This is a genomic window from Pseudomonas sp. E1MeOHC2 (genome assembly GCF_058745025.1).
Window position 1 is genome coordinate 4,119,107 of sequence record NZ_CP196675.1, and the last position, 25,213, is coordinate 4,144,319.

Consider the following 25,213-nt stretch of genomic DNA (forward strand, 5'->3'; position numbering starts at 1 on the left):
ACGTCCGGGCAGTTGAACCATGGGGAAGTGACGGCGAAGCCAGCACTGTTGGAAGCTATGGCCTTAGCTTAGCCGTTTGCCGACGGCAGATGAAAGCGCAGTGCTTGTATCAAGACATTAAGTTCGACCAGATGTCGTAAAGCCCACGCAGGGTGGTCAACTTAATGCCGTGGGGGCCCAAGTCAGGTAGAATGCGCGCCCGATTTATGGAGACCAACATGACCCTGCTCAAATTCAGCGATGTGTCCCTCGCATTCGGCGCCATGCCGCTGCTGGACAAAGTGTCCTGGCAGATCGCTCGTGGCGAGCGGGTGTGCATCATCGGCCGCAACGGCACCGGCAAGTCGAGCATGCTGCGCCTGGTCAAGGGCGAGCAGAAAGGCGACGACGGCGAGATCTGGCGCGCACCCGGCCTGAAGATCGGCGAGCTGCCACAGGAGTTGCCGCTGGCCGACGAGCGCAGCGTGTTCGATGTGGTGGCCGAGGGCCTTGATGGCGTTGGCGCGTTGCTGGCCGAGTTCCACCACCTGAGCCAGAACATCCAGGGCGACGAAGACCTGGAAAAACTCATGCACGTTCAGCACGAGCTCGAAGCCCGCGACGGCTGGCGCCTGCAGCAGGTGGTGGAAAGCACCCTGAGCCGCCTGCAACTGCCTGCCGACAAGACCCTGGCCGAGCTGTCTGGTGGTTGGCGCCGTCGCGTGCTGCTGGCCCAGGCGTTGGTGTCGGAGCCCGATCTGCTGCTGCTCGACGAGCCGACCAACCACCTGGACATCGGTGCGATCGCCTGGCTTGAAGAGGCCCTGCGCGGCTTCAATGGCGCGGTGCTGTTCATCACCCACGACCGCTCCTTCCTGCAAAACCTGGCCACCCGCATCCTCGAACTGGACCGTGGTGGGCTGATCGACTGGAACGGCGACTACGCCAGCTTCCTGGTGCACAAGGAAGCCGCGCTGGCCGCCGAAGAAACCGCTAACGCGCTGTTCGACAAGCGCCTGGCCCAGGAAGAAGTGTGGATCCGTCAGGGCATCAAGGCCCGGCGTACCCGTAACGAAGGGCGTGTGCGAGCCCTCAAGGCCTTGCGCGTCGAACGCGGCGAGCGCCGTGAGCGTCAGGGCAAGGCGAACATCCAGATCGAGTCGGCGGACAAGTCCGGCAAGCAGGTCATGGTGCTGGAGAACATCAGCTTCGCCCATGCCGACGGCCCGATGCTGGTCAAGGACTTCTCCATGGTTCTGCAGCGCCAGGACCGTATCGGCCTGCTGGGTGCCAACGGTACCGGCAAGACCACGTTGCTGAAGATGATGCTCGGCGACCTGGAGCCCATCTCGGGCAAGGTCGAGCGTGGCACCAAGCTGGAAGTGGCTTACTTCGACCAGATGCGTCATCAGCTCGATCTGGAAAAGACCGTCATCGACAACCTGGCTGAAGGCCGTGACTTCATCGAGATCGATGGCCAGAACCGCCATGTGCTGAGCTACCTGGGCGACTTCCTGTTCAGCCCTCAGCGTGCCCGCACGCCGGTCAAGGCGCTGTCGGGTGGTGAGCGTGCGCGTTTGCTGCTGGCCAAGCTGTTCAGCAAGCCGGCCAACCTGCTGGTGCTGGACGAACCGACCAACGACTTGGACGTGGAAACCCTCGAATTGCTGGAAGAGGTGCTGTCCAACTACAAGGGTACCGTGCTGATGGTCAGCCACGACCGGGCCTTCCTCGACAACGTCGTCACCAGCACCCTGGTGTTCGAAGGCGAGGGCAAGGTGCGCGAGTATGTCGGTGGCTATGAGGACTGGATCCGTCAGGGCGGCTCGCCCAAGCTGCTGGGCGTGACCGAAAGCAAGGGCGGCAAGTCCGAGCTCAACAGTGCGGTGGTCGAGAAGCAGGACGTGCAGGCTGAAGCGGCGCCGGTGGCAGCCGTAGCCGATGCCTCGAAGAAGAAACTCAGCTACAAGCTGCAGCGTGAGCTGGAGATGTTGCCTGGGCAGATCGACGCGGTCGAACAGCGTATGGCCGAGGCGCAGGAAGAAGTGAATGCGGCGGGCTTCTATCAGCGGCCGATCGGCGAGACGTCGGCGGTGCTGGCGCAGATCGAGAAGCTGCAGGGCGAGCTGGATGTGCTGGTAGAGCGCTGGGCTGAGCTCGAAGGCTGATCAGCGGTTGACCTGAGCCGGCCTCTTCGCGGGGCAAGCCCGCTCCCACAGGATCGCCACAGTTCGCAAGAGCAGTGGTAATCCTGTGGGAGCGGGCTTGCCCCGCGAAGAGGCCGGTAAGGGTTAAATCATTCTTTCTTCAATAGCCGCACCGCCAGCACATCGCATGGCGCGCCATGCAGCACATCGTTGGCTGTGGAGCCCAGCAGCAACGCCAGGCCATGTCGGCCATGGCTGCCGACCACGATCAGGTCGCACTTCTGGTCCTTGGCCAGTTGGTGGATTTCCTGGCGTGGCTGGCCGTAGGTCAGGTGAGAATCACCACGTTTGATGTCCGGGTATTTGTTGAACAGGCGGTCCATGCGCTCCTTGGCCTGGTCGAACTGCTGCTGTTGCAGTTGCGACAGGTCCATGGGCACGTCACCACCAAACGCCATGGCCATCGGTTCGACGATGTGCACCAGCGAGACCTTGGCGTTGGAGGGCGCTGCCAATGTCATGGCGCGCTTGATCACCGGGTCGCATTCCTCGGTCAGGTCGACGGCGACCAGAATATGTTCGTAGGACATGAGTGGTACTCCTGACAATCGCGATAGAAGAAGTATGGTCGCTTTCGGGCGGGTCTTCCGTGAAAAATGGCTAACCAGCTCATTTGCAACGCTTTATGGGGTCTACTGATATGACGGTATTGCTGGTGGTGTCAATCCTTGCGCTGATTCTCAGCCCGCTTTCCTGGTTGCGCACCTCGCGCAAGCAGAGTGAGCAGATGAGCCTGCGCCTGGAAGCGCGGCGCATGGGCCTGGCCATGCAGCTGGCGCCCCAGCAGTGGCCGCATTGGCTTGAAAGGGAGCCGCCAAGCCCTTGCCCGCAGTACCATCGGGGGCGCAGCCGAGGGCGCGAGGACAGCTTCTGCTACTGGCAGATCACGCCAGGCGTGTGGTTGAACCAGTGGCGTGAGCCGTGTGAAGAGCCGCGTCTTGCCGAGGCCTTTGCGCGCTTGCCGGCAAGCGTTTACAAGGTTGAAGCCGACCCCCGCATGATTGCCTTGTACTGGACCGAGCGGGGCGATAAATCTGTATTGCAGGATATTGCGCACGTCCTCGACACCCTCGCCTGACACATCGTTTAACGACAAAGCGGCGGCTTGGCAGAGCCCCTGAAGGGGTGGGGTGCCAAGTCGCCGCTTTGCGTTCTGCTGCGCAGAAAAAGGCCAGGCAGGCCGGGAATGCTTGAAGCCATTGGCAGTGTAGTCGGCCGCCGACGATGTGCTCGAAAAAGTTTCCCGTGCAGGACGACGCCCTCGTCTCATGGTCAATCGCTGACATGAATGACCAGTGATCACTGACGTCATGCTTTGTACCCAGACACTACAAAATGACCGGAAAGTCGTGTTTTCGACCTGTGCGTGAGCATTTGACAACGCTGATCTTTTCGGAGAATGTGTGCACACCCAAATCAAACGGGCGTATGAATTGAGCGTTTGTATGTCACACGGCTCGTTCATAGTCCCGACTAGCGCGCTGACGGGTGTGCCTGGGGCAGGGCGGCATGGCCTGCCTATGCAGCAGCGACCGGCGTGTACAGTTAGCTTCCATATCGTGGAGATCAGTTGATGATTTACGAAGGTAAAGCCATCACGGTTAAGGCTCTTGAAAGTGGCATCGTCGAACTCAAGTTCGACCTCAAGGGTGAGTCCGTCAACAAATTCAACCGCCTGACCCTGAACGAGCTTCGCGAAGCGGTCGATGCCATCAAGGCCGACGCTTCGGTCAAGGGCGTGATCGTCAGCAGTGGCAAGGACGTGTTCATTGTCGGCGCCGACATCACCGAATTCGTCGACAACTTCAAGCTGCCCGAGGCCGAGCTGGTAGCCGGCAACCTGGAAGCCAACCGCATCTTCAGTGCCTTCGAAGACCTCGACGTGCCGACCGTTGCCGCCATCAATGGCATCGCCCTGGGCGGTGGCCTGGAAATGTGCCTGGCGGCCGACTATCGGGTCATGTCCAGCAGCGCCAAGATTGGCCTGCCTGAAGTCAAACTGGGTATCTACCCAGGCTTCGGCGGCACCGTGCGCCTGCCGCGTCTGATCGGTTCGGACAACGCGGTCGAGTGGATTGCCGCCGGCAAGGAAAACCGTGCCGAAGAGGCCCTGAAGGTAGGTGCCGTGGACGCTGTGGTCGCCCCTGACCTGCTCAAGGCCGGGGCCCTGGACCTGATCAAGCGCGCCATCAGCGGCGAGCTGGATTACAAGGCCAAGCGCCAGCCGAAACTGGAAAAGCTCAAGCTCAACGCCATCGAGCAGATGATGGCGTTCGAGACAGCCAAAGGCTTCGTCGCCGGCCAGGCTGGCCCGAACTACCCAGCCCCGGTCGAAGCCATCAAGACCATTCAGAAAGCCGCCAACTTCGGCCGTGACAAGGCCCTGGAAATTGAGGCGGCAGGCTTTGCCAAGCTGGCCAAGACCTCGGTTGCCGAGAGCCTGATCGGCCTGTTCCTGAACGATCAGGAGCTCAAGCGCAAGGCCAAGGCCCATGACGAAATCGCCCACGACGTGAAGCAGGCTGCCGTGCTCGGCGCCGGCATCATGGGTGGCGGCATCGCCTACCAGTCGGCGGTCAAGGGCACGCCGATCCTGATGAAGGATATCCGCGAGGACGCCATCCAGCTGGGCCTGAACGAGGCCTCCAAGCTGCTCGGCAATCGCGTCGAGAAGGGCCGCCTGACCCCGGCGAAGATGGCTGAAGCGCTCAACGCCATCCGTCCGACCCTGTCCTACGGTGATTTCGCCAACGTCGATATCGTCGTCGAGGCCGTGGTCGAGAACCCGAAGGTCAAGCAAGCTGTACTGGCAGAAGTCGAAGGCCAGGTGAAAGAGGATGCCATCCTTGCGTCCAACACCTCGACCATCTCCATCAACCTGCTGGCCAAGGCGCTCAAGCGCCCCGAGAATTTCGTCGGCATGCACTTCTTCAACCCGGTGCACATGATGCCGCTGGTCGAAGTCATTCGTGGCGAGAAGTCCAGTGATGTGGCAGTTGCCACCACCGTGGCCTACGCCAAGAAGATGGGCAAGAACCCGATCGTGGTCAACGACTGCCCGGGCTTTTTGGTCAACCGCGTGCTGTTCCCGTACTTCGGCGGCTTCGCCAAGCTGGTCAGCGCTGGCGTCGACTTCGTGCGTATCGACAAGGTCATGGAGAAATTCGGCTGGCCCATGGGCCCTGCGTACCTGATGGACGTAGTCGGCATCGACACCGGTCACCATGGTCGTGACGTCATGGCCGAAGGCTTCCCTGACCGCATGAAAGACGAGCGCCGCTCGGCGGTAGACGCCCTGTACGAGGCCAACCGCCTGGGCCAGAAGAACGGCAAGGGCTTCTATGCCTACGAGACCGACAAGCGCGGCAAGCCGAAGAAAGTGTTCGATGCCGCCGTACTCGATGTGCTCAAGCCGATCGTGTTCGAGCAGCGTGAAGTCACTGACGAAGACATCATCAACTGGATGATGGTCCCACTGTGCCTGGAGACCGTGCGCTGCCTGGAAGACGGCATCGTCGAAACCGCCGCCGAAGCCGATATGGGCCTGGTCTACGGCATTGGTTTCCCTCCCTTCCGCGGGGGTGCGCTGCGCTACATCGACGCGATCGGTGTCGCCGAATTCGTCGCCCTGGCCGATCAGTATGCCGACCTGGGGCCGCTGTACCACCCGACCGCGAAGCTGCGCGAAATGGCCAAGAACGGCCAGCGCTTCTTCAACTGAGCGTAGAGCGAGAGATTTGATATGAGCCTTAATCCAAGAGACGTGGTGATTGTCGACTTCGGTCGCACGCCAATGGGCCGCTCCAAGGGTGGCATGCACCGCAACACCCGCGCCGAAGACATGTCCGCGCACCTGATCACCCAGCTGCTGGAGCGCAACGGCAAGGTTGACCCCAAAGAAGTCGAAGACGTGATCTGGGGCTGCGTCAACCAGACCCTGGAGCAGGGCTGGAACGTTGCCCGTATGGCATCGCTGATGACGCCGATCCCGCACACCTCGGCGGCGCAGACCGTCAGCCGTCTGTGCGGCTCGTCGATGAGTGCGCTGCACACCGCCGCCCAGGCGATCATGACCGGCAACGGCGATGTGTTCGTGGTCGGTGGTGTCGAGCACATGGGCCACGTCAGCATGATGCACGGCGTCGACCCTAACCCGCACCTGTCCTTGCATGCTGCCAAGGCATCCGGGATGATGGGCCTGACTGCAGAGATGCTCGGCAAAATGCACAGCATCACCCGCGAACAGCAGGATTTGTTCGGCGTGCGTTCGCACCAGCTTGCGCACAAGGCGACGGTCGAAGGCAAGTTCAAGGACGAGATCATCCCGATGCAGGGCTATGACGAGAACGGCTTCCTGAAGGTCTTCGATTTTGACGAGACCATTCGCCCGGAAACCACCCTCGAAGGGCTGGCGTCGCTGAAACCTGCGTTCAACCCCAAAGGTGGCACCGTCACCGCGGGTACTTCGTCGCAGATCACCGACGGTGCTTCGTGCATGATCGTCATGTCTGGCCAGCGCGCCATGGACCTGGGCATCCAGCCATTGGCGGTGATTCGCTCCATGGCCGTGGCCGGTGTCGACCCGGCGATCATGGGCTACGGACCGGTGCCGGCGACCCAAAAAGCCCTCAAGCGTGCCGGCTTGGCCATTACCGATATCGACTTCTTCGAGCTTAACGAAGCCTTCGCTGCACAGGCCTTGCCAGTGCTCAAAGATTTGAAAGTGCTCGACAAGATGGATGAGAAGGTTAACCTGCACGGCGGCGCCATTGCTTTGGGCCACCCGTTCGGTTGCTCTGGGGCACGGATTTCCGGCACCCTGCTCAACGTCATGAAGCAAAATGGCGGTACTCTGGGGGTGGCGACCATGTGCGTGGGCCTCGGCCAGGGCATCACCACTGTGTTCGAGCGCGTCTGATCGCGTTGCGGGACAGCAGCCGGGGCCTTGTGCCCCGGTTTTTGTTTTTTACAAGTTTTATTCAAGAGGGTGAGCGACATGCAGATACAGCCAGGCGTATACCGGCACTACAAGGGGCCTGAGTACCGTGTCTTCAGTGTTGCACAGCACTCCGAGACCGAAGAGTGGATGGTCTTCTACCAATGCCTGTATGGTGAATATGGGTTTTGGGTACGACCCCTTTCGATGTTCCTGGAGTCCGTCGAGGTTGACGGCGAGCAGGTGCCACGCTTTGCTTTGGTCAAGGCCGAAGAAGGGCTGCCAGGGTTGCTTGGCAAGTCGCACGAGTGATCGACCGCGCTTGACCTCACTCTTTTGCCACTATATATAGCGGTGCCGCGTCTGGCACCTGACGCGTTTTTTATCTTCAGATTCAGGAATACTCCGATCCATGGGCAAATCGCTGGTCATTGTGGAATCCCCGGCCAAGGCCAAGACCATCAACAAGTACCTGGGCAACCAGTACGTGGTGAAGTCGAGTATCGGCCATATCCGAGACCTCCCCACCAGCGGTTCGGCCAGCGCGAGCAAAGAGCCGGCCGCCAAGCGTGGTAAGGCAGCGGGTGAGGCGCCGGCCCTTTCGCCGAAAGAAAAGGCACGCCGCCAACTGGTGGCACGCATGGGTGTCGACCCGGACCACGGCTGGAAGGCCAAGTACGAGATCCTGCCTGGCAAGGAAAAGGTGATAGAAGAGCTGCGCCGCCTGGCCAAGGATGCTGACACCATCTATCTCGCAACCGACTTGGACCGCGAAGGGGAGGCCATCGCATGGCACCTGCGCGAAGCCATCGGGGGTGACGACACCCGCTACAAGCGCGTGGTGTTCAACGAAATTACCAAGAAGGCCATTCAAGAGGCCTTCTCGCAACCGGGCGAGCTGGATATCGACCGCGTCAATGCCCAGCAGGCGCGGCGCTTCCTCGATCGCGTGGTGGGCTACATGGTTTCGCCGCTGTTGTGGGCCAAGATCGCCCGTGGCCTGTCCGCAGGCCGGGTACAGTCGGTCGCGGTGAAGCTGGTGGTCGAGCGCGAGCGCGAGATCCGTGCCTTCATCCCCGAAGAGTACTGGGAGATCCACGCCGACCTGGGCACCGCCAAGAACGCCAAGGTGCGTTTCGAAGTGGCGCGCGAGAAGGGCGAGGCCTTCAAGCCGCTCAACGAAGCACAGGCCATGGCCGCGCTGGAGAAGCTGAAGGCTTCCAGCTACAGCGTGGTCAAGCGTGAAGACCGCCCGACCAGCAGCAAGCCATCGGCGCCATTCATTACCTCCACCTTGCAACAGGCGGCGAGCAATCGCCTGGGCTTCGGGGTGAAGAAAACCATGATGATGGCCCAGCGTCTGTACGAAGCGGGCTACATCACCTACATGCGTACCGACTCGACCAACCTCTCGGCAGACGCCCTGGACATGGCACGCAGCTACATCGAGCGTGAGTTCGGCAAAGAGTACCTGCCGGAAAACCCGCTGGTGTATGGCAGCAAGGAAGGCGCCCAGGAGGCGCACGAAGCGATTCGTCCTTCCGACGTCAACACCCATCCGACCAAGCTCAGTGGCATGGAGCGCGATGCAGAGCGCCTGTACGAGCTGATCTGGCGCCAGTTCCTGGCCTGCCAGATGCCGCCGGCGCAGTACCTGTCCACCAGCGTCACGGTGGCCGCTGGCGACTTCGAGCTGCGTGCCAAGGGCCGTATCCTCAAGTTCGACGGTTACACCCGCGTGTTGCCGCAACAGAGCAAGCCTGGCGAAGACGATGTGCTGCCGGAAATGGTCCAGGGTGAGGCGCTCAAGCTGATCCAGATCGACCCGAGCCAGCACTTCACCAAGCCGCCGGCGCGCTTCACCGAGGCCAGCCTGGTCAAGGAAATGGAAAAGCGCGGCATCGGCCGCCCGTCGACCTATGCCGCCATCATCTCGACCATCCAGGACCGTGGCTATGTGACCCTGCACAACCGCCGCTTCTACTCCGAGAAGATGGGCGACATCGTCACTGAGCGCTTGTCCGAGAGCTTCTCCAACCTGATGGACTACGGCTTCACGGCCGGCATGGAAGAGAACCTCGACGACGTGGCCCAGGGCGAGCGTGACTGGAAGAACGTGCTCGACGAGTTCTACGGCGACTTCAGCAAGAAGCTGCAGACGGCCGAGTCGGCGGAAAACGGCATGCGTGCCAACCAGCCGACCATGACCAACATTTCGTGCAAGGAATGTGGTCGCCCGATGATGATTCGTACCGCCTCGACCGGCGTGTTCCTGGGTTGCTCGGGCTACAGCCTGCCACCCAAGGAGCGTTGCAAGGCAACCGTCAACCTGGTGCCAGGTGACGAGATCGCGGCGGATGACGAGGGTGAGTCGGAGTCCCGTGTGTTGCTGGGCAAGCACCGTTGCCCGATTTGCGCCACGGCAATGGACGCTTACCTGCTGGACGAGAAGCACAAGCTGCACATCTGTGGTAACAACCCGGATTGCGTTGGCTACGAGATCGAAGAAGGCAGCTACCGCATCAAGGGCTACGAAGGGCCGAGCCTGGAGTGCGACAAGTGTGGCAGCGAGATGCAACTGAAGACCGGCCGCTTTGGCAAGTTCTTCGGTTGCACCAACCCTGCGTGCAAGAACACCCGCAAGCTGCTCAAGAGCGGTGAGGCGGCGCCACCGAAGATGGACAAGGTGGACATGCCGGAACTCAAGTGCGAGAAAGTCGATGACACCTACGTGCTGCGCGATGGTGCTTCGGGGTTGTTCCTGGCGGCCAGCCAGTTCCCGAAAAACCGCGAGACACGTGCACCGCTGGTGATGGAAATCGTCCCGCACAAGCATGAGATCGATCCGAAGTACCACTTCCTCTGCGATGCACCGCAGAAGGACCCGGAAGGCCGCCCGACGGTGATTCGCTACAGCCGCAAGACCAAGGAGCAGTATGTGCAGTCCGAGGTCGATGGCAAGCCGACGGGGTGGAAGGCGTTCTACGACGGTAACGCGTGGAAGGTTGAAGACAAGCGCTGATAGGCGCTGAACTGGGGCCGCTTCGCGCCCCTTCGCGGGCAAGCCCGCTCCCACAGGCTCAGCACAGCTCCTGTGGGAGCGGGCTTGCCCGCGAAGGGGTGCGAAGCGGCCCCAGTTGTTTAAGCGACATTCAGCTTGCGGCCAGCCAGACCATCCCTGAAACTGATCCTAATCGCTTACCAGCCTTCAGGGAGGTCACTCGAGATGGCCCAGGAACTCTACACCCGCACCAACCAGAAATTGTTCTTCGCCGGCCTCGCGCTCGAGTCCATGGCCAAAGCCGAACAGGGTCAGGCCATGAACGCCCAGGGCCTGGTCCAGGCTGAGCGCGAATCGGCACTGTTCCACCTGTACGGCGCGCTTCTGGGCCTGTGCCATGAGATCGGTGGCTTCTATCGCCTGCCGGCAGGGCCAAGTGTCGAGCAACTGCTTGCCGACGATGCGCTGAATGGCATCGCCATCCCCGAGGTGGCCGAACTGTTGGAATTGGCGCGTCAACGCGAAACCTGGCTGGCGCAACTGCTCAGTGCTTATGCCGATTTGTTCCGACCACCGGTCGCGAAGAAAACGCCTAAAACCGATGTCACTCAGCCGCTGATCCAGGCCGTCAATCTCGATGAACCCGAGCAGCCAGCACTGTCGCGAGAAACGCTGGAAAGCTGGCGGAGCAACCTTAAAAGCTTGGTGAGACGTTTCCGTGACGCGTTGAGTGAGTGCTGATAGCCGCCGCGGCTGATACAATGCTGGCCTTTCGTGGAGAACAGCCTTTTATGTCTACGTCTTTTCTGGAAATTGTCGAGTTGCCTGATGGCCGGATCGAACTGCGTCGTGCGGAGGATGAGGGCTCTCTGGTAACCCTGGATTTCTCGGAAGACGCCAAGGCGTTCCTGCAGGGTCAGCATGTGGAAGTGGCCAAGGCCATGCTCAGTGTCGGTGTGCAGATGGCGGGCCGGCTGATGGATGGCGAGCTCGAACGCGACGAAGGCCCTCGCGTTCTGCATTGACCCCGGTGCATGGCATCAGCGGTTTCTGAATGACAGGCAAAGCCTGAACATCAGCCGAGGCGGATGTTCAGGCTTTGTGCGTTTCCGGCACTGGCAGAGCGCAGCAGCAGTTGACGCGCGCTGGCATTGACGCTGCCAAGCCAGCTGACCACGGTGTGGCTGCGGCCCAGGCGCAGCGCTTCGCAGGTCAGTTGCAGTGGGCTTTGGTTGCCACGAGGGTGCAGCAGCAGGATGCGCTCGCGGTTGAGGCCGGCATCGCGCAGCCAGGCCTGGGTCAGGCTCGTGGGTGGGGCGATCAGGGTCAACCAGCGGGCATCGTCCTCTTCGCTCAGTTCGCGCAGGACCGGCGCCAACAGGCTCTGGCACTGCCCGGCAGCGCCGCGTAGCGACAGCTCGCTGAACAGCTCGGGCTGGCTGCTCTTGCGTTCCTGCTCGCTGGCTTTCAGGCCCGGCAGAATGGGCTGGGCAAGGAATGCTTCGAACAATGGCAACTGGGCTTGCTCGGGTGCGTGAATGAACTGCTGCATGGCGCCTCCTGGATCAGCGGCGAATGACGCCGACGCTCAAGCCCTCGATCACCAACTCCTGTTCTTTCAGGTTGATTTCGATGGGGGCGAATTCGGGGTTTTCGGCAACCAGCCAGACCTTGGTACCTTCGCGCTTGAAGCGCTTGACGGTCACTTCGTCACCGATGCGGGCGACGACGATCTGGCCATTACGGGCCTCGCGGCAGGTGTGCACCGCCAGCAGGTCACCGTCGAAGATGCCGACATCCTTCATGCTCATGCCGTGCACGCGTAGCAAATAATCGGCGCGAGGGTGGAAGAAGGCAGGGTTGATGTTGCAGGATTGCTCGATGTGCTGCTCGGCGAGAATTGGCGCACCGGCCGCGACCCGGCCGATGATCGGCAGGCCGCTTTCTTCGGCCTTGGCCTCGAACCCCGGGATACGGATGCCGCGGGATGCGCCAGGGGTCATCTCGATGGCGCCTTTGCGAGCAAGGGCCTTCAGGTGCTCTTCGGCGGCGTTGGGCGATTTGAAGCCCAGCTCCTGAGCGATTTCAGCGCGTGTCGGTGGAAAGCCGTTGTCTTCAAGGCAACGTTTGATGAACGCGAGAATTTCAGCTTGGCGTGGCGTCAGTTTCAACATGGTGAGCGCTCTGTCTTTTTATACAGTGACTGGAATTATATACAGTACTGGATGGGCTGCAAGCACCCTGCACGAAGAAACAACCAGAATGGCGCTTGCAGCTTGCTCGTGGGCGTTTTTAAATGGCGACCGCCCAGTCACCGAGCCTTGACAGAAGCAGGCTTGAAACGTATGTTTCAAACACCTGTTTGTCTGGCGGAATAATCATGGCCCAATCCGAAACCGTTGAACGCATTCTCGATGCTGCCGAGCAGTTGTTCGCAGAAAGAGGGTTCGCAGAAACGTCGTTGCGGCTGATTACCAGCAAGGCCGGGGTGAACCTGGCAGCGGTCAACTACCACTTCGGTTCCAAAAAGGCCCTTATCCAGGCGGTATTCTCGCGTTTCCTCGGGCCGTTCTGTGCCAGCCTGGAGCGTGAGCTGGAGCGCCGTCAGGCGCGCCCGGAGCAAAAGCCTAGCCTCGAAGAACTGCTCGAAATGCTCGTCGAGCAGGCGCTGGCCGTGCAGCCGCGCAGTAACAACGACCTGTCCATCTTCATGCGCCTCTTGGGGCTGGCCTTCAGCCAGAGCCAGGGGCACCTGCGTCGTTACCTGGAAGACATGTACGGCAAGGTGTTCCGCCGCTACATGCTGCTGGTCAACGAGGCTGCGCCACGGGTTCCGCCACTGGAGCTGTTCTGGCGCGTGCATTTCATGCTCGGCGCCGCGGCGTTCAGCATGTCCGGGATCAAGGCCTTGCGCGCTATCGCCGAGACCGATTTCGGCATCAATACCTCGATTGAGCAGGTCATGCGCCTGATGGTGCCGTTCCTGGCTGCAGGCATGCGCGCCGACAGCGGGGTCACCGACGAAGCGATGGCGGCGGCCCAGCTGCGCCCACGCAGCAAGGCCAGCAGCAGCGCAACCACCGCCAAGGCCTGAAGGCTGGGCGGGGCAGGGCGCTTCGGCTAAGCTAGCGCCCATGCCCGATCTCGATCTTTTGCACATCTCCCTTGCCGACCAATGCCTCTATGGGTTCTCCCAGGGCCGGTTGTGCCTGCGCCTGGCTGTCTCCACGGCGCGCAACGGGGCTGGCGAACGCAACGGCTCGGGCTGCACCCCGCGAGGTCTGCATCAGGTACGGGCGAAAATTGGCGCGGGCCTGCCGCTGAACGCTGTGTTGCGTGGGCGGCGCTGGACCGGTGAGGTGTGGTCGCCCGAGCTGCATGCGCAGTTCCCTGGGCGTGACTGGATCCTCACCCGTATCCTTTGGCTCAGCGGCTGCGAGCCGGGCGTCAACCGCTTGGGCGCCGTTGACACGTTCCGTCGCTATATCTACCTGCATGGCACCCCTCTGAGCGAACCTTTGGGCGTGCCGCTGTCCCATGGCTGCATACGCCTGCACAGTACCGATCTACTTGACCTGTTCGACCGGGTGCCGGCCCATTGCCGGGTGCGTATCGAACAGGCCGCTTGCCCCCAGTGGGCTTCTTTAAGTCTTCTATGAAGGATTTCCCATGACCGTCAGCCTGCAAGGCTCCCTGATGGTGGACATCGCCGGTAAATGGCTGACCGCCGAAGACCGTCACCTGCTGCGCCAACCAGAAGTAGCCGGCCTGATCATCTTTGCCCGCAATATCGACAGCCCGCGCCAGGTGCGCGAACTGTGTGCATCCATTCGTGCGATTCGCCCTGACTTGATCCTGGCGGTCGATCAGGAAGGTGGCCGGGTTCAGCGGCTGCGCCAAGGGTTCGTGCGCCTGCCGGCCATGCGTGCGCTGGCCGACAATGACAACGCCGAGTCTCTGGCGGAGCACTGTGGTTGGTTGATGGCCACCGAGGTGTTGGCGGTAGGCCTGGACCTGAGCTTTGCGCCGGTGCTCGACCTGGATCACCAGCGTAGCGCGGTGGTCGGCAGCCGCGCCTTTGAAGGTGACCCGCAGCGTGCCACCCAGCTTGCGGCGGCCTTCATCCGTGGCATGAACGCTGCGGGTATGGCGGCCTGCGGCAAGCACTTCCCGGGGCATGGTTGGGCTGAGGCCGACTCGCACGTGGCCATCCCCACAGACGAGCGCAGCCTTGAGCAGTTGCGTCAGGCGGACCTGGTGCCGTTCACCCGGCTCAGCGGGCAGTTGGCAGCCGTCATGCCGGCCCATGTGATCTATCCGCAGGTCGACAACCAGCCGGCCGGTTTCTCGCGGCGTTGGCTGCAGGACATCCTGCGGGGTGAGCTGGGCTTTGACGGGGTGATCTTCAGTGACGACCTGTCCATGGCCGGTGCGCACGTGGTCGGGGATGCGGCCAACCGGATCGAGGCGGCCTTGAGTGCTGGTTGCGACATGGGCCTGGTGTGCAATGACCGGGCGGCGGCGGAACTGGCGCTGAGTGCGGCGCAGCGGCTGAAGGTCAAGCCTTCACCGCGCATTGCGCGGATGCGAGGGCAGGGCTTTGCGCGTACCGATTATCGTCAGCAGCCGCGTTGGCTGGAGGCGCTGGGGGCGTTGCGCGAGGCTCAGCTGGTCGATTGACTGATCTGGCCTCTTCGCGGGGCAAGCCCGCTCCCACAGGACTGCACTGCTCTTGAGGGCTGTACATTTTTTGTGGGAGCGGGCTTGCCCCGCGAAGAGGCCGGCACTGACTGCTAGCGGCCGCGCTTCCCGGGCAAGGGGGCAAACAGTGCCTCGATCTCATCATCCCCCAACCGCCACTGCCCCGCCTGCCCGCCATCGAGCAGGCTTGCCGCCAGCGCGGCCTTCTCCTGCTGCAACTGCTGGATCTTCTCTTCCACCGTGCCGCGGGTAATCAGTTTGAACACGAACACCGGCTTGTCCTGGCCTATGCGGTAGGCGCGGTCGGTGGCCTGGTTCTCGCTGGCCGGGTTCCACCAGGGGTCGAAGTGGATCACCGTGTCCGCGGCAGTCAGGTTCAGCCCGGTACCGCCCGCCTTGAGGCTGATCAGGAACACCTCGCTGTCCCCGCGCTGGAATTCCTGCACCGGTGTGCGACGGTCACGGGTGTCGCCGGTCAGCAGGCTGTAACGGACGTTGCGCTTCTGCAGCTCTTGCTCGATCAGTGCCAGCATCGAGGTGAACTGGGAGAACAACAGTACCCGGCGGCCTTCGCTGAGCAATTCTTCGAGCATTTCCAGCAAAGCGCCGAGCTTGCCTTTGTCGGCCTGGTTGCCTTTGGTTTCCACGCCCTTCACCAGGCGCAGGTCGCAGCACACCTGGCGCAACTTGAGCAGGGCGTCGAGGATGACGATCTGGCTGCGGGAGGCGCCGTTGCGGGCGATCTCGTCGCGCACCTTCTTGTCCATGGCCACGCGCACGGCCTCGTAGGTATCGCGCTGGGCATCGCTGAGCTCGACCCAGTGGACCATCTCGGTCTTGGCGGGCAGTTCGGTGGCCACCTGTTCCTTGGTGCGGCGCAGCAGGAACGGGCGGATGCGGTTGGCCAGGTGGGCCAGGCGCTCAGCGTCGCCATGACGTTCGATGGGGGTGCGGTAATCCTGGTTGAACCGCTTAAGGTCGCCCAGCCAGCCGGGCATCAGGAAGTGGAAGATCGACCACAGCTCGCCGAGGTTGTTTTCCATGGGCGTGCCGGTCAGGCACAGGCGTTGCTCGGCCTGCAGCTCGCAGACGGCGAGGGCGGCCTTGCTGGTGCTGCTTTTGATGTTCTGCGCCTCATCGAGCACCAGTACGTGCCAGTGCTGCGTACGCAAGTGTTCGAGGTCGCGGGGGGCGAGGGCGTAGGTGGTGAGCACCAGGTCGTAATCGTGCAGCGTGGCGAAATGCTTGCTGCGCCCTGGGCCATGCAGTGCCAGGACGCGCAGGTCGGGGGCAAAGCGTTCAGCCTCGTCGAGCCAGTTCGGTACCAGGCTGGTCGGCATCACGGCCAGGGCAGGGGTGGTCAGGCGCCCGGACTGTTTTTCGAGCAACAGATGGGCCAGGGTCTGCAGGGTCTTGCCCAGGCCCATGTCGTCGCCGAGGATACCGCCGGTGCCCATTTCGCGCAGGGCCTGCATCCAGTTCAGGCCTTGTTGCTGATAAGGGCGCAGGGTGGCATTCAGTTGCTCGGGCGGTTCGACCTGCAGGTCGCGCGCATCGCGCAGGCGTTTGCCCAGGTCGCGCACATGCGCGCCGCCTTCCCAGTGCAGGGGTAAATGATCGAGTTCGTTCAGGCGCGCGGCATCGGCCCGGTCCAGGCGCAGCGCCGGGCCCGCGGCGTCTTCATGCAGGTAGAGTTCACCAAGGGTGCCCATCACCGCCTTGATCCGGCCGTAGGGCAGGGCAACGCGCAGTGCGGGGCTGTCGAGGCGGCCACGGTTAAGGTCGATCAGCAAGTGTTCGTCGTCGCTGCGCCGGGCCAGTTCGTTGGGGCGCAGCAGTTCCGGGCTGCTGCGCAGCAGCTGCAGCACGATCGGCAGCAGGCTGTGGCGCTGGCCATCGACCACGATGCCCAGTTCCAGGTCGAACCATTCATGCCCAGGGGCTTCGTCGATGCTGGCGTACCAGTCGTCCACCTCTTGCAGGTTGAAGGCAAAATCGCGGTGGATGTCGATTACCCAGCCGGCTTCACGCAGGCGCGCCAGGCCGTTGCGGGCGAAGTGCAGCCAGGCCTCGTCATCGGGCAGCTGGTGCATTTCGCCGGCGCTGTCGGGCAGGGCCTTGCTTTGCCGGGTGGCGGCCTTGAAGCCCAGGTCGCGTAGCGTCTTACGCAACGCCTGCTCGGTCTTGGGCTGGCGACGAATGCGCTGGCTGGTGGCGTCCACCAGGCGGGTCAGTGGTTTGTCGTCGTTGCCGCTGGCACGCAGGCCATCGTAGTCGAACGAGAGCGCAGCGCGGTGCTGCATCTGGCGTTGCATGCGGCCGGTCTTGGGCGTGTAGGCGCTGAACTCTAAGCTGCCCAGGGTCAGGTGAGGGCGAGGCTCGATGTTGTCGATCTGTTCGCTACGCACGGTGGTAGGGGTCGGGACCTGACGATTCAATGCGTTCAAGCGATGGCTCAAGGGGATGATCAGGTGTTCGGGGACCGTTGGTGCGCTGGCCAGTTGGCTGGCAATGAACGGGTCAAGGTCATGCAAAAGCTTGCCTGTCTGCCTGGTTTGGGTGTCCACGTAGTAGAGCGGGTCGAGCGGCAGTGCCAGTGTGTGGGCGCTGTCATCATGGTGCCAGGCGCCGCGATAGCTGCCGTTGTCCAGCCGCATCCAGCGAAACTCAGCCTGCAGGTCGGGGCCTTCGGCCAAGGGTGTCTCTTGTTGGTCGTACAGCAAGCGGCCAGTGGCGAGCGCATATTCGTAGAGCTCGGCGCCCTTTTTGCCTTCCAGGCGTGCAATGGGCAGGCTGTAATCCTTGCTGAGGGCGTCGATCAGCCGCAGGGCGCGCAAGTCCTCATCGGTCACGTACTTGGGCGTGTAGTAGATGAGCTCGGGCATCGAGTTGGGGCGGCCCAGCTTCAGGGTGTCATCGGCCTGCCGGGAACCTTTGAACACGCTGAGCATGCAGCGGCCATGGTGGTTGCTCACCACGTAGTAGAGTGCAGGCCCCTTACGCTTGGCAGGTTCCGTGGCGGGGGGCGCCGGTACTTCCAGTGCCTCGACCCAGTGCGCAAGTTCGGGGGGCAGTTCAAGTGAGTGCTGCGCTGATTGGGGGGCGGCAAGGGGCTCGTCAGGCGTGCCCTCGGCATAGTCCGGGCCGCGTTGCAGTACATAGAGCGCTGCCGCACAGTGTTTGCAATTGCCACCCACCGGGCACGAGCACGTCCCCTCGCATTGAAGGCCGTCCTCGGTCATGTCCAGCGTGATGCGTTGGTAGTAGGCGCGGCCTCCAGAGCCCAGGCATTGAGCGCGGATGGTCAGGTCCAGAATCGATACGATTTCGCTCCTGCCTTCCTCGGCATAGTCGAGGCCGCGTTGCAGGGTTTTGCGATCAAACGTGAACGTCCATCCGTTATGTTCCCGGACAAAAAACTGCGCATCGCTCTCGCTCACATCACTGCTCCATCATCTCCGGGTCCATCTGCGGCAGTTTGCGCATCCCTGCCGGTGTCACCTTCAGCAGCACCGCCAGGTGCCCGCCGTCGAGGAAGGTCAACTGGCCGCCCTTGACGTTGCTGTTGCTCTGCTTGAACTGCTCGCTGCGCAGCACACTGCCGTTGCCATCGAGCTGGTTGACCCAGAAGTTGGCTTCCACGGCGATGAAGCGGCCTTCGGCGATGCTCAGGTTGCCTTCGATGGGGAAGTGGCCGAACTGCTCTTCACCCTCGCCCAGGGCGATGCGGCTGGGCTCGCTGCCGACCTGCTGCTGCCAGGCCTTGTGCATCAGCACGGTGTAGTCGGCGGTGGCCTGCAGGCGGGTGGTTTCATCGTCCAGCCCCAGCGGGCGCTCGGCGCCCTTGTCCAGGCGCGGGGCGCCGGCGCTCCAGTCTTCGGGCGCGAACGGGCTGGTGAAGGCGGGGACGCTGTTTTGCCGCACCAGGAGCATTTCTACCTGATACAGGCCTTCGGCGAAGGCGGCTGGCGCGAACAGCGCCAGCAGCAGGGTCAGGCAACGGATGGCACGCATGGATCTTCCTTAGGCAGACTGTGGGGTCAGGCGCTCGAACAGCGCCTCAAGGGTGTTGAAACGTTCGTCGGGGCGTTCCATCGGTATCAGGAAACGGAACTGGGTGGCGCCTTCGAACTTGTAGCGTTTGGGCTGGCCCTGGATCAGCTTGATCAAGGTCAGCGGATCGACCGGGGTTTCGCCCTCGAACTCGAGCTTGCCGCCATTGGGGCCGGCATCGACTTTCTTGATGCCGAGCTTTTCCGCCTGCAACTTGAGCGAGGTCAGGCGCATCAGGTTCTTGGTCGGCTCCGGCAACAGGCCGAAGCGGTCGATCATCTCTACCTGCAGGTCCTTGAGGCCTTCTTCGTCGGCGGCCGAGGCAATGCGTTTGTAGAGGATCAGGCGTGCATGCACATCGGGCAGGTAGTCCTCGGGGATCAGGGCCGGCAGGCGCAGGTTGATCTCCGGGCCGCCACCCAGCGGCTGCTCAAGGTTTGGCTGGGCACCCTTGCGGATGGCCTTGACCGCGCGTTCGAGCATTTCCATGTAGAGGGTAAAGCCCACGGCCTGGATCTGCCCGCTCTGGCCTTCGCCCAGCAGTTCGCCGGCGCCGCGGATTTCCAGGTCGTTGGTGGCCAGGACAAAGCCGGCGCCCAGGTCCTGGGTGTTGGCGATGGCCTCCAGGCGTTTCTCGGCGTCGCTGCTGACCTTTTGACGCGCGGGTGTCAGCAGGTAGGCGTAGGCCTGGTGGTGGCTACGACCGACCCGGCCACGCAACTGGTGCAACTGGGCCAGGCCGAACTTGTCGGCGCGTTCGATGACGATGGTGTTGGCGCTGGGCACGTCGATGCCGGTCTCGATGATGGTCGAGGCGATCAGCACGTTGAAGCGCTTGTGGTAGAAGTCGCTCATCACCTGTTCCAGCTCGCGCTCGCGCATCTGGCCGTGGCCGATGCCGATGCGCGCTTCCGGGACCAGTTCGGCGAGGTCTGCGGCGCACTTCTCGATGGTTTTCACGTCGTTGTGCAGGTAGTACACCTGGCCGCCGCGCAGCAGTTCACGCAGCAGGGCTTCTTTGACCGTGCTGTTGTTATGCTCCATGACGAAAGTGCGCACCGACAGGCGCCGCGCGGGCGGCGTGGCGATGATCGACAGGTCGCGCATGCCGGCCACGGCCATGTTCAGCGTGCGCGGAATCGGCGTGGCGGTCAGGGTGAGAATATCCACTTCGCTGCGCAGCGCCTTGAGCTGCTCTTTCTGGCGCACGCCAAAACGGTGCTCTTCGTCGATTACCACGAGGCCCAGGTCTTTGAAACGCACATCGTCCTGCAGCAGCTTGTGGGTGCCGATGAGGATGTCGATCTTGCCTTCGGCCAGGTCCGCCGCCGCGCTGGCTACTTCCTTGGCGGATTTGAAGCGGCTCATCACCTCGACCGTCACCGGCCAGTCGGCGAAGCGGTCGCGGAAGCTGTTGTAGTGCTGCTGGGCGAGCAGGGTAGTCGGCACCAGCACGGCCACCTGGCGGCCACTGTGCACGGCGATGAACGCGGCGCGCATGGCCACTTCGGTCTTGCCGAAGCCAACATCGCCACACACCAGGCGGTCCATCGGCTTGGCCGCGAGCATGTCGGCGCGCACCGCTTCGATGGCGTTCTGCTGGTCGGGGGTTTCCTCGAAGGGGAAGCCGGCGCTGAAGGTGGCGTAGTCGGCGGCCGGGTCGGCGAAAGCGTAGCCCTTGCGCGCGGCGCGGCGGGCGTAGATATCGAGCAATTCGGCGGCAACATCGCGCACCTGTTCGGCGGCCTTGCGCTTGGCCTTCTGCCAAGCCTCGGAGCCAAGCCGGTGCAGCGGCGCCAGGGCGTCATCGCTGCCGGTGTAGCGGGCGATCAGGTGCAGGTTGGCCACCGGCACGTAAAGCTTGGCGCCCTCGGCGTATTCCAGGGTGAGGAACTCGGCGGCCTGGCCGTCGATCTCCAGGGTGGCCAGGCCCAGGTAGCGGCCCACGCCATGGTCGATGTGCACCACCGGCGCGCCTTCGCGCAGCTCGGTGAGGTTCTTGATCACGGCGTCGTTGGCCGCCTCGCCGCGTTTGTCGCGGCGCCGGCGCTGCATCACGCGCTGGCCGAACAACGGGCTCTCGGCGATCAGGGCAATGGCCGGGTCGTCCAGCACCAGGCCTTCGTCGAGCGGGGCGATGGTGATCGCCAGGCGCTCAGAGTCGGTGATGAAGTCGGTCCAGCCTTCGACGGTGTGCGGGCGCAGCTTCAGGCGTTCGAGCAGCTCCAGCAGCACTTCGCGACGGCCCGCAGATTCTGCGGTGAACAGTACGCGGCCGGGGAACTGGTCGAGGAAGCTTGCCAGCGCTGCCAGCGGCTGGTTGGCCTTGGCTTCGATGGCAAGCTCTGGCAGGGGGCGTGCCGGGAAGCGTTCACGGCCGGCGCCAGGGTCGAGGTCTTCGGCGCTGACCACCACCCGGGGCCATTGCTTGAGCTGGGCGAAACAGTCTTCCACCGGCAGGAACAGCTCGGCAGGCGGCAGCAGCGGCCGGCTCAGGTCGCCACGGCGGTCTTCGTAGCGCCCGCGCACGTCGTTCCAGAAGTGCTCGGCGGCCTGTTCGACGCCCGGCAGGGAAAACACCTGGGTGTCGCTGGGCAGGTAGTCGAACAGGGTCGAGGTTTCTTCGAAGAACAGCGGCAGGTAGTACTCGATGCCGGCGGGGATGATGCCGCTCGCCAGGTCCTGGAAGATCGCGCTGCGGCGGAAGTCCACGTCGAAGCGCTCGCGAAAGCGTGCCTTGAAGCGGGTCACTTCCTCTTTTTGCATCGGGAACTCGCGCGCCGGCAGCAGGCGTACCGAATCGACCTTGTCGATGGAACGCTGGGTCTCGGGGTCGAACGTGCGCAGCGTTTCGATTTCGTCATCGAACAGGTCGATGCGGTAGGGCAGTTTGCTGCCCATGGGGTACAGGTCGATCAGGGCGCCGCGCACGGCGAATTCGCCATGCTCGTACACCGTGTCGACGCAGCGGTAGCCGCTGGCTTCGAGGCGTGTGCGCATCTGCTCGACGTCGATGGTCTGGCCGATGTCCAGCACCAGGCTGCTGCCCAGCAAAAAGCGGGTTGGCGCCAGGCGGTGCAGGGCGGTGGTGATCGGTACGACGAGAATGCCGTGGCTCAGCTCCGGCAGCCGGTACAGGCTGGCAATGCGCTGGGAGATGATGTCCTGGTGCGGCGAGAACAGGTCGTAGGGCAGGGTTTCCCAGTCTGGGAAGGGCAGCACCGGCAGGTCCGGGGCAAAGAAGCGCAGCTCCTGCTCCAGGCGGTCGGCGGCCTGGCTGTCGGCTGTCAGCAGCAAGGTAAAGCGGCCAGCGCTGCTGGCGGCTTCGGCAATGGCAAGGCTGAGGGCGGCACCGGGCAGGTTGCCCCAGGTTTGTTTGCCGGCCGTGGCCGACAGTTGCGGTAGGCGCAGAACTGACACGGGAGATTGCACTCCAAGCGTTGCGGCAAAGAGATCGATTGTACCGGTGCCGGTGCCTGCTGTCAGGCTCCAAAGGCCATGAACACTGGCTCTGACTGCCGCGACAGGCGCTCATTGCCCGTTCCGCGTTGGGGCGTCATAATGTAGCCCCTTTTTTCTGTCCCTACATGTGGAAGGTTCCCGTGACTCAGAAGCCCGACCAGTGTCTTGGTGAGTGGATTGATCGTGAAGCATTGGCTGAAGCGATGATCCCGCTTATCGGTCAGCTCTACCGCAACAACAACGTGGTGAGCTCGATTTATGGCCGCAGCCTGATCAACCGTTCGGTTATCTCGATCCTCAAAGCACACCGCTTTGCGCGTCATCGTCAGGCCGACGAGACCGAACTGTCTGTCCACGAGACGTTCCCCCTGCTCAAGGCCATGAGCGAGCTGAAACTGGGCGCCGCTTCGGTCGACCTGGGCAAGCTGGCCAACAAGTTCAAGCAGGAAGGCAACGGCCGCAGCGCCGAGCAGTTCGTGCGTGAAGAGCTGGCCGACGTGGTTGGCCAACAGAACGTTTCGGCCCGTAAAGGCACCGACGTCGTCCTGTATGGCTTCGGCCGCATCGGCCGCCTGCTGGCGCGCATCCTGATCGAGAAGACCGGTGGTGGCGACGGCCTGCGCCTGCGTGCCATCGTCGTGCGCAAAGGCGCCGAGAACGATCTGGTCAAGCGTGCCAGCCTGCTGCGCCGTGACTCGGTGCACGGCCCGTTCGATGGCACCATCACCATCGACGAAGCCAACAACACCATCACCGCCAACGGCAACCTGATCCAGGTTATCTACGCCAAGAGCCCGAGCGAAGTCGACTACACCCAGTACGGCATCGACAACGCGCTGATCGTCGACAACACCGGTGTATGGCGTGACGCCGACGGCCTGGGCCAGCACCTGGCCTGCCCGGGCGCTGCCCGCGTGATCCTCACCGCACCTGGCAAGGGCGCGCTGAAGAACATCGTGCACGGCATCAACCACGGTGACATCACTGTCGATGACAAGATCATCTCGGCCGCTTCCTGCACCACCAACGCCATCGTGCCGGTGCTGAAGGCTGTCAACGACCAGTACGGCATCATCAATGGTCACGTCGAAACCGTTCACTCGTTCACCAACGACCAGAACCTGATCGACAACTTCCACAAGGGCAGCCGCCGTGGCCGCGCCGCGCCGCTGAACATGGTCATCACCGAGACCGGTGCCGCCACTGCTGCCGCCAAGGCGCTGCCAGTGCTCAAGGGCAAGCTGACCGGTAACGCCATTCGCGTGCCGACGCCGAACGTTTCGATGGCCATCCTTAACCTGAACCTGGAAAAGGCCACCACCCGCGAAGAGATCAACGAGTACCTGCGCCAGACGGCCATGCACTCGGAACTGCACAAGCAGATCGACTTCGTCAGCTCCCAGGAAGTGGTTTCGACCGACTTCGTTGGTTCGCGCCACGCCGGTGTGGTTGATGCCGAAGCCACCATTGCTAACGATAACCGCGTTGTACTGTACGTCTGGTACGACAACGAATTCGGTTACAGCTGCCAGGTGGTTCGTGTGATGGAAGACATGGCCGGTGTGAACCCGCCAGCGTTTCCACGCTGATTCGCTTGTAAGGCAATGAAAAAACGGGAACCTTCGGGTTCCCGTTTTTTTTGCCCGGTATTTAAAGTGTCGGTACCGGCCTCTTCGCGGGGCAAGCCCACTCCCACAGAAGAACTGACATCTTCTAGATTGAGGTGATTCTGTGGGAGCGGGCTTGCCCCGCGAAGAGGCCAGTTCAGGCAGCTGAGAACTTCAATTTGCGCGCAACCCTGCTACTCCTCCTGATGCTTCTCACCGCCTGCAACCAAGGCCCGACCCTGGAACGCCTGGGCGGCCCGACCATGGGCAGCAGCTACAGCATCCAGTACGTCCGCGAACCCGCCGGCCCAGGCCCTGCCCAGGTGCAGGCCGCCGTCGAGGCCATCCTGCAGGACATCGATCAGCACTACTCGACCTATCGTGGCGACTCCACCGTCAGCCAGTTCAACCAGCTGCCGGCCAACCAGTGCCTGGCGCTCCCGCGCGACATGCTCGAACTGGTCCGCTTCGGCCAGCACCTGGCCGCACAAAGTGCCGGCGCCTTCGACCTCACTGTGGAGCCGTTGCTCGACCTCTGGGGCTTCGGCCCCCAGGCGCGTCACGAGCAGGTGCCCGACCCGCAAGCGCTGGCCCAGGCACGCCTGCGCGTGGGCTACCAGCACCTGCGCATCGAGGGCCAGGCTCTGTGCAAGGATGCCCCCGTGGAGCTGGATTTCAACAGCATCGCCGCCGGCCACGCCGTCGACCTGATCGCCGAGCGCCTGCGTGGCATGGGTATCTCAAGCTTCATCGCCGAAGCCACCGGCGAGCTCAAGGCCGTTGGCCGCAAGCCTGATGGCAGCGCTTGGCGCATCGCCCTGGAGCTGCCCCGTGAAGACCGCCAGATCGCCCGCCAGGTCATCTCGGTAGATGGCCTATCGGTATCGACCTCGGGTGACTATCGCCACTATTTCGAGCAGAATGGCCGGCGCTATTCGCACACCTTCGATGCCCGTCTCGGGCGCCCGGTCGAACACGATCTGGCCGCCGTCACCGTGCTCGATGCCTCGGCGCTGCGGGCCGACGGCTACTCGACCTTGCTGCTGATCCTCGGGCCGGAGCGCGGCTGGGATTTCGCCATCAGCCACAACCTGGCCGCCGTGCTGGTGACTCGGGCCGAGGGTGGCTTCGTCTCCCGAGCGACCCCTGCGTTTGCGCGGGCAATGAAAGGCAAGTGAAAGCGCAAGGATGGAAGATCGCCAGGGAATCGGTGAACCACATGTAGTGCAGGCAAAATTGGCCTACGACGCGACCAAGGGTTAATGTG

General features: G+C 62.8%; 19 protein-coding genes. 13 read left to right on the forward strand and 6 right to left on the reverse strand.

What is annotated here, in order from left to right; translation table 11 throughout:
• Window positions 1–218 precede the first annotated feature (218 nt).
• Window positions 219–2,147 carry an ATP-binding cassette domain-containing protein gene (locus ACSSU5_RS18670; protein WP_264309537.1) on the forward strand — a complete coding sequence of 643 codons (1,929 nt, stop codon included), beginning with the start codon at window positions 219–221 and terminating at the stop codon, window positions 2,145–2,147.
• 128 nt (window positions 2,148–2,275) lie between these two features.
• On the opposite strand, the gene ACSSU5_RS18675 is transcribed toward ACSSU5_RS18670, so the two are convergent.
• On the reverse strand, window positions 2,276–2,716 hold the full coding sequence (locus ACSSU5_RS18675) for a universal stress protein (RefSeq protein WP_264309536.1): 441 nt from the start codon (window positions 2,714–2,716) through the stop codon (window positions 2,276–2,278).
• A gap of 110 nt (window positions 2,717–2,826) precedes the next feature.
• On the opposite strand from ACSSU5_RS18675, the gene ACSSU5_RS18680 reads away from it, so the two are divergent.
• The 7 genes from ACSSU5_RS18680 to ACSSU5_RS18710 all read left to right on the forward strand — a co-directional run bounded on the left by ACSSU5_RS18680 (window position 2,827) and on the right by ACSSU5_RS18710 (window position 11,148).
• Window positions 2,827–3,264, forward strand: a complete 438-nt coding sequence (locus ACSSU5_RS18680) for a hypothetical protein (protein WP_264309535.1) — start codon at window positions 2,827–2,829, stop codon at window positions 3,262–3,264.
• A gap of 495 nt (window positions 3,265–3,759) precedes the next feature.
• Window positions 3,760–5,907, forward strand: coding sequence for a fatty acid oxidation complex subunit alpha FadB (gene fadB, locus ACSSU5_RS18685; protein ID WP_264309534.1), 2,148 nt, complete (start codon window positions 3,760–3,762; stop codon window positions 5,905–5,907).
• Window positions 5,908–5,928: 21 nt separating this feature from the next.
• Window positions 5,929–7,104, forward strand: a complete 1,176-nt coding sequence (fadA, locus tag ACSSU5_RS18690) for an acetyl-CoA C-acyltransferase FadA (protein WP_492559474.1) — start codon at window positions 5,929–5,931, stop codon at window positions 7,102–7,104.
• 78 nt (window positions 7,105–7,182) lie between these two features.
• Entirely contained in the window at window positions 7,183–7,434 is a 252-nt protein-coding gene (locus ACSSU5_RS18695; protein ID WP_264309532.1) for a DUF1653 domain-containing protein, read from the forward strand.
• Between the two features lie 100 nt (window positions 7,435–7,534).
• Window positions 7,535–10,144 carry a type I DNA topoisomerase gene (gene topA / locus ACSSU5_RS18700; protein WP_264309531.1) on the forward strand — a complete coding sequence of 870 codons (2,610 nt, stop codon included), beginning with the start codon at window positions 7,535–7,537 and terminating at the stop codon, window positions 10,142–10,144.
• 204 nt (window positions 10,145–10,348) lie between these two features.
• On the forward strand, window positions 10,349–10,864 hold the full coding sequence (locus tag ACSSU5_RS18705) for a DUF6586 family protein (RefSeq protein WP_492559475.1): 516 nt from the start codon (window positions 10,349–10,351) through the stop codon (window positions 10,862–10,864).
• Window positions 10,865–10,914: 50 nt separating this feature from the next.
• Complete coding sequence (locus tag ACSSU5_RS18710) at window positions 10,915–11,148, forward strand: hypothetical protein (RefSeq protein WP_004376430.1); 234 nt, start codon at window positions 10,915–10,917, stop codon at window positions 11,146–11,148.
• Window positions 11,149–11,198: 50 nt separating this feature from the next.
• On the opposite strand, the gene sulA is transcribed toward ACSSU5_RS18710, so the two are convergent.
• Both sulA and lexA read right to left on the reverse strand, forming a co-directional pair.
• Window positions 11,199–11,675 carry an SOS-induced cell division inhibitor SulA gene (sulA, locus tag ACSSU5_RS18715; protein ID WP_264309529.1) on the reverse strand — a complete coding sequence of 159 codons (477 nt, stop codon included), beginning with the start codon at window positions 11,673–11,675 and terminating at the stop codon, window positions 11,199–11,201.
• A gap of 13 nt (window positions 11,676–11,688) precedes the next feature.
• Window positions 11,689–12,297: a transcriptional repressor LexA gene (gene lexA / locus ACSSU5_RS18720; RefSeq protein ID WP_264309528.1), complete on the reverse strand. Its 609-nt coding sequence runs from the start codon at window positions 12,295–12,297 to the stop codon at window positions 11,689–11,691.
• A gap of 206 nt (window positions 12,298–12,503) precedes the next feature.
• Between lexA and ACSSU5_RS18725 the strand changes: the two genes are divergently transcribed.
• The 3 genes from ACSSU5_RS18725 to nagZ are packed head-to-tail and all read left to right on the forward strand — an operon-like array spanning window position 12,504 to window position 14,803.
• Entirely contained in the window at window positions 12,504–13,217 is a 714-nt protein-coding gene (locus ACSSU5_RS18725) for a TetR/AcrR family transcriptional regulator (RefSeq protein WP_264309527.1), read from the forward strand.
• Window positions 13,218–13,257: 40 nt separating this feature from the next.
• Complete coding sequence (locus ACSSU5_RS18730; protein WP_264309526.1) at window positions 13,258–13,782, forward strand: L,D-transpeptidase; 525 nt, start codon at window positions 13,258–13,260, stop codon at window positions 13,780–13,782.
• Between the two features lie 22 nt (window positions 13,783–13,804).
• Window positions 13,805–14,803: a beta-N-acetylhexosaminidase gene (nagZ, locus tag ACSSU5_RS18735; protein ID WP_264313949.1), complete on the forward strand. Its 999-nt coding sequence runs from the start codon at window positions 13,805–13,807 to the stop codon at window positions 14,801–14,803.
• Between the two features lie 113 nt (window positions 14,804–14,916).
• Here nagZ and ACSSU5_RS18740 read toward each other — a convergent pair whose 3' ends face one another.
• Genes ACSSU5_RS18740 through mfd form a run of 3 tightly spaced genes read right to left on the reverse strand, consistent with a single transcriptional unit; the run spans window position 14,917 to window position 22,297 of the window.
• Window positions 14,917–18,264, reverse strand: a complete 3,348-nt coding sequence (locus tag ACSSU5_RS18740) for a DEAD/DEAH box helicase (RefSeq protein WP_492559476.1) — start codon at window positions 18,262–18,264, stop codon at window positions 14,917–14,919.
• A gap of 1 nt (window position 18,265) precedes the next feature.
• On the reverse strand, window positions 18,266–18,838 hold the full coding sequence (locus ACSSU5_RS18745) for a peptidoglycan binding protein CsiV (protein WP_264309524.1): 573 nt from the start codon (window positions 18,836–18,838) through the stop codon (window positions 18,266–18,268).
• A 9-nt stretch (window positions 18,839–18,847) separates the two neighbouring features.
• Entirely contained in the window at window positions 18,848–22,297 is a 3,450-nt protein-coding gene (gene mfd, locus ACSSU5_RS18750; protein ID WP_492559477.1) for a transcription-repair coupling factor, read from the reverse strand.
• A gap of 167 nt (window positions 22,298–22,464) precedes the next feature.
• Here mfd and ACSSU5_RS18755 point away from each other — a divergent pair, with 167 nt between their 5' ends.
• Window positions 22,465–23,928, forward strand: coding sequence for a glyceraldehyde-3-phosphate dehydrogenase (locus tag ACSSU5_RS18755; RefSeq protein WP_492559478.1), 1,464 nt, complete (start codon window positions 22,465–22,467; stop codon window positions 23,926–23,928).
• A 197-nt stretch (window positions 23,929–24,125) separates the two neighbouring features.
• On the forward strand, window positions 24,126–25,124 hold the full coding sequence (locus tag ACSSU5_RS18760; protein WP_492559479.1) for an FAD:protein FMN transferase: 999 nt from the start codon (window positions 24,126–24,128) through the stop codon (window positions 25,122–25,124).
• Window positions 25,125–25,213: the final 89 nt, after the last annotated feature.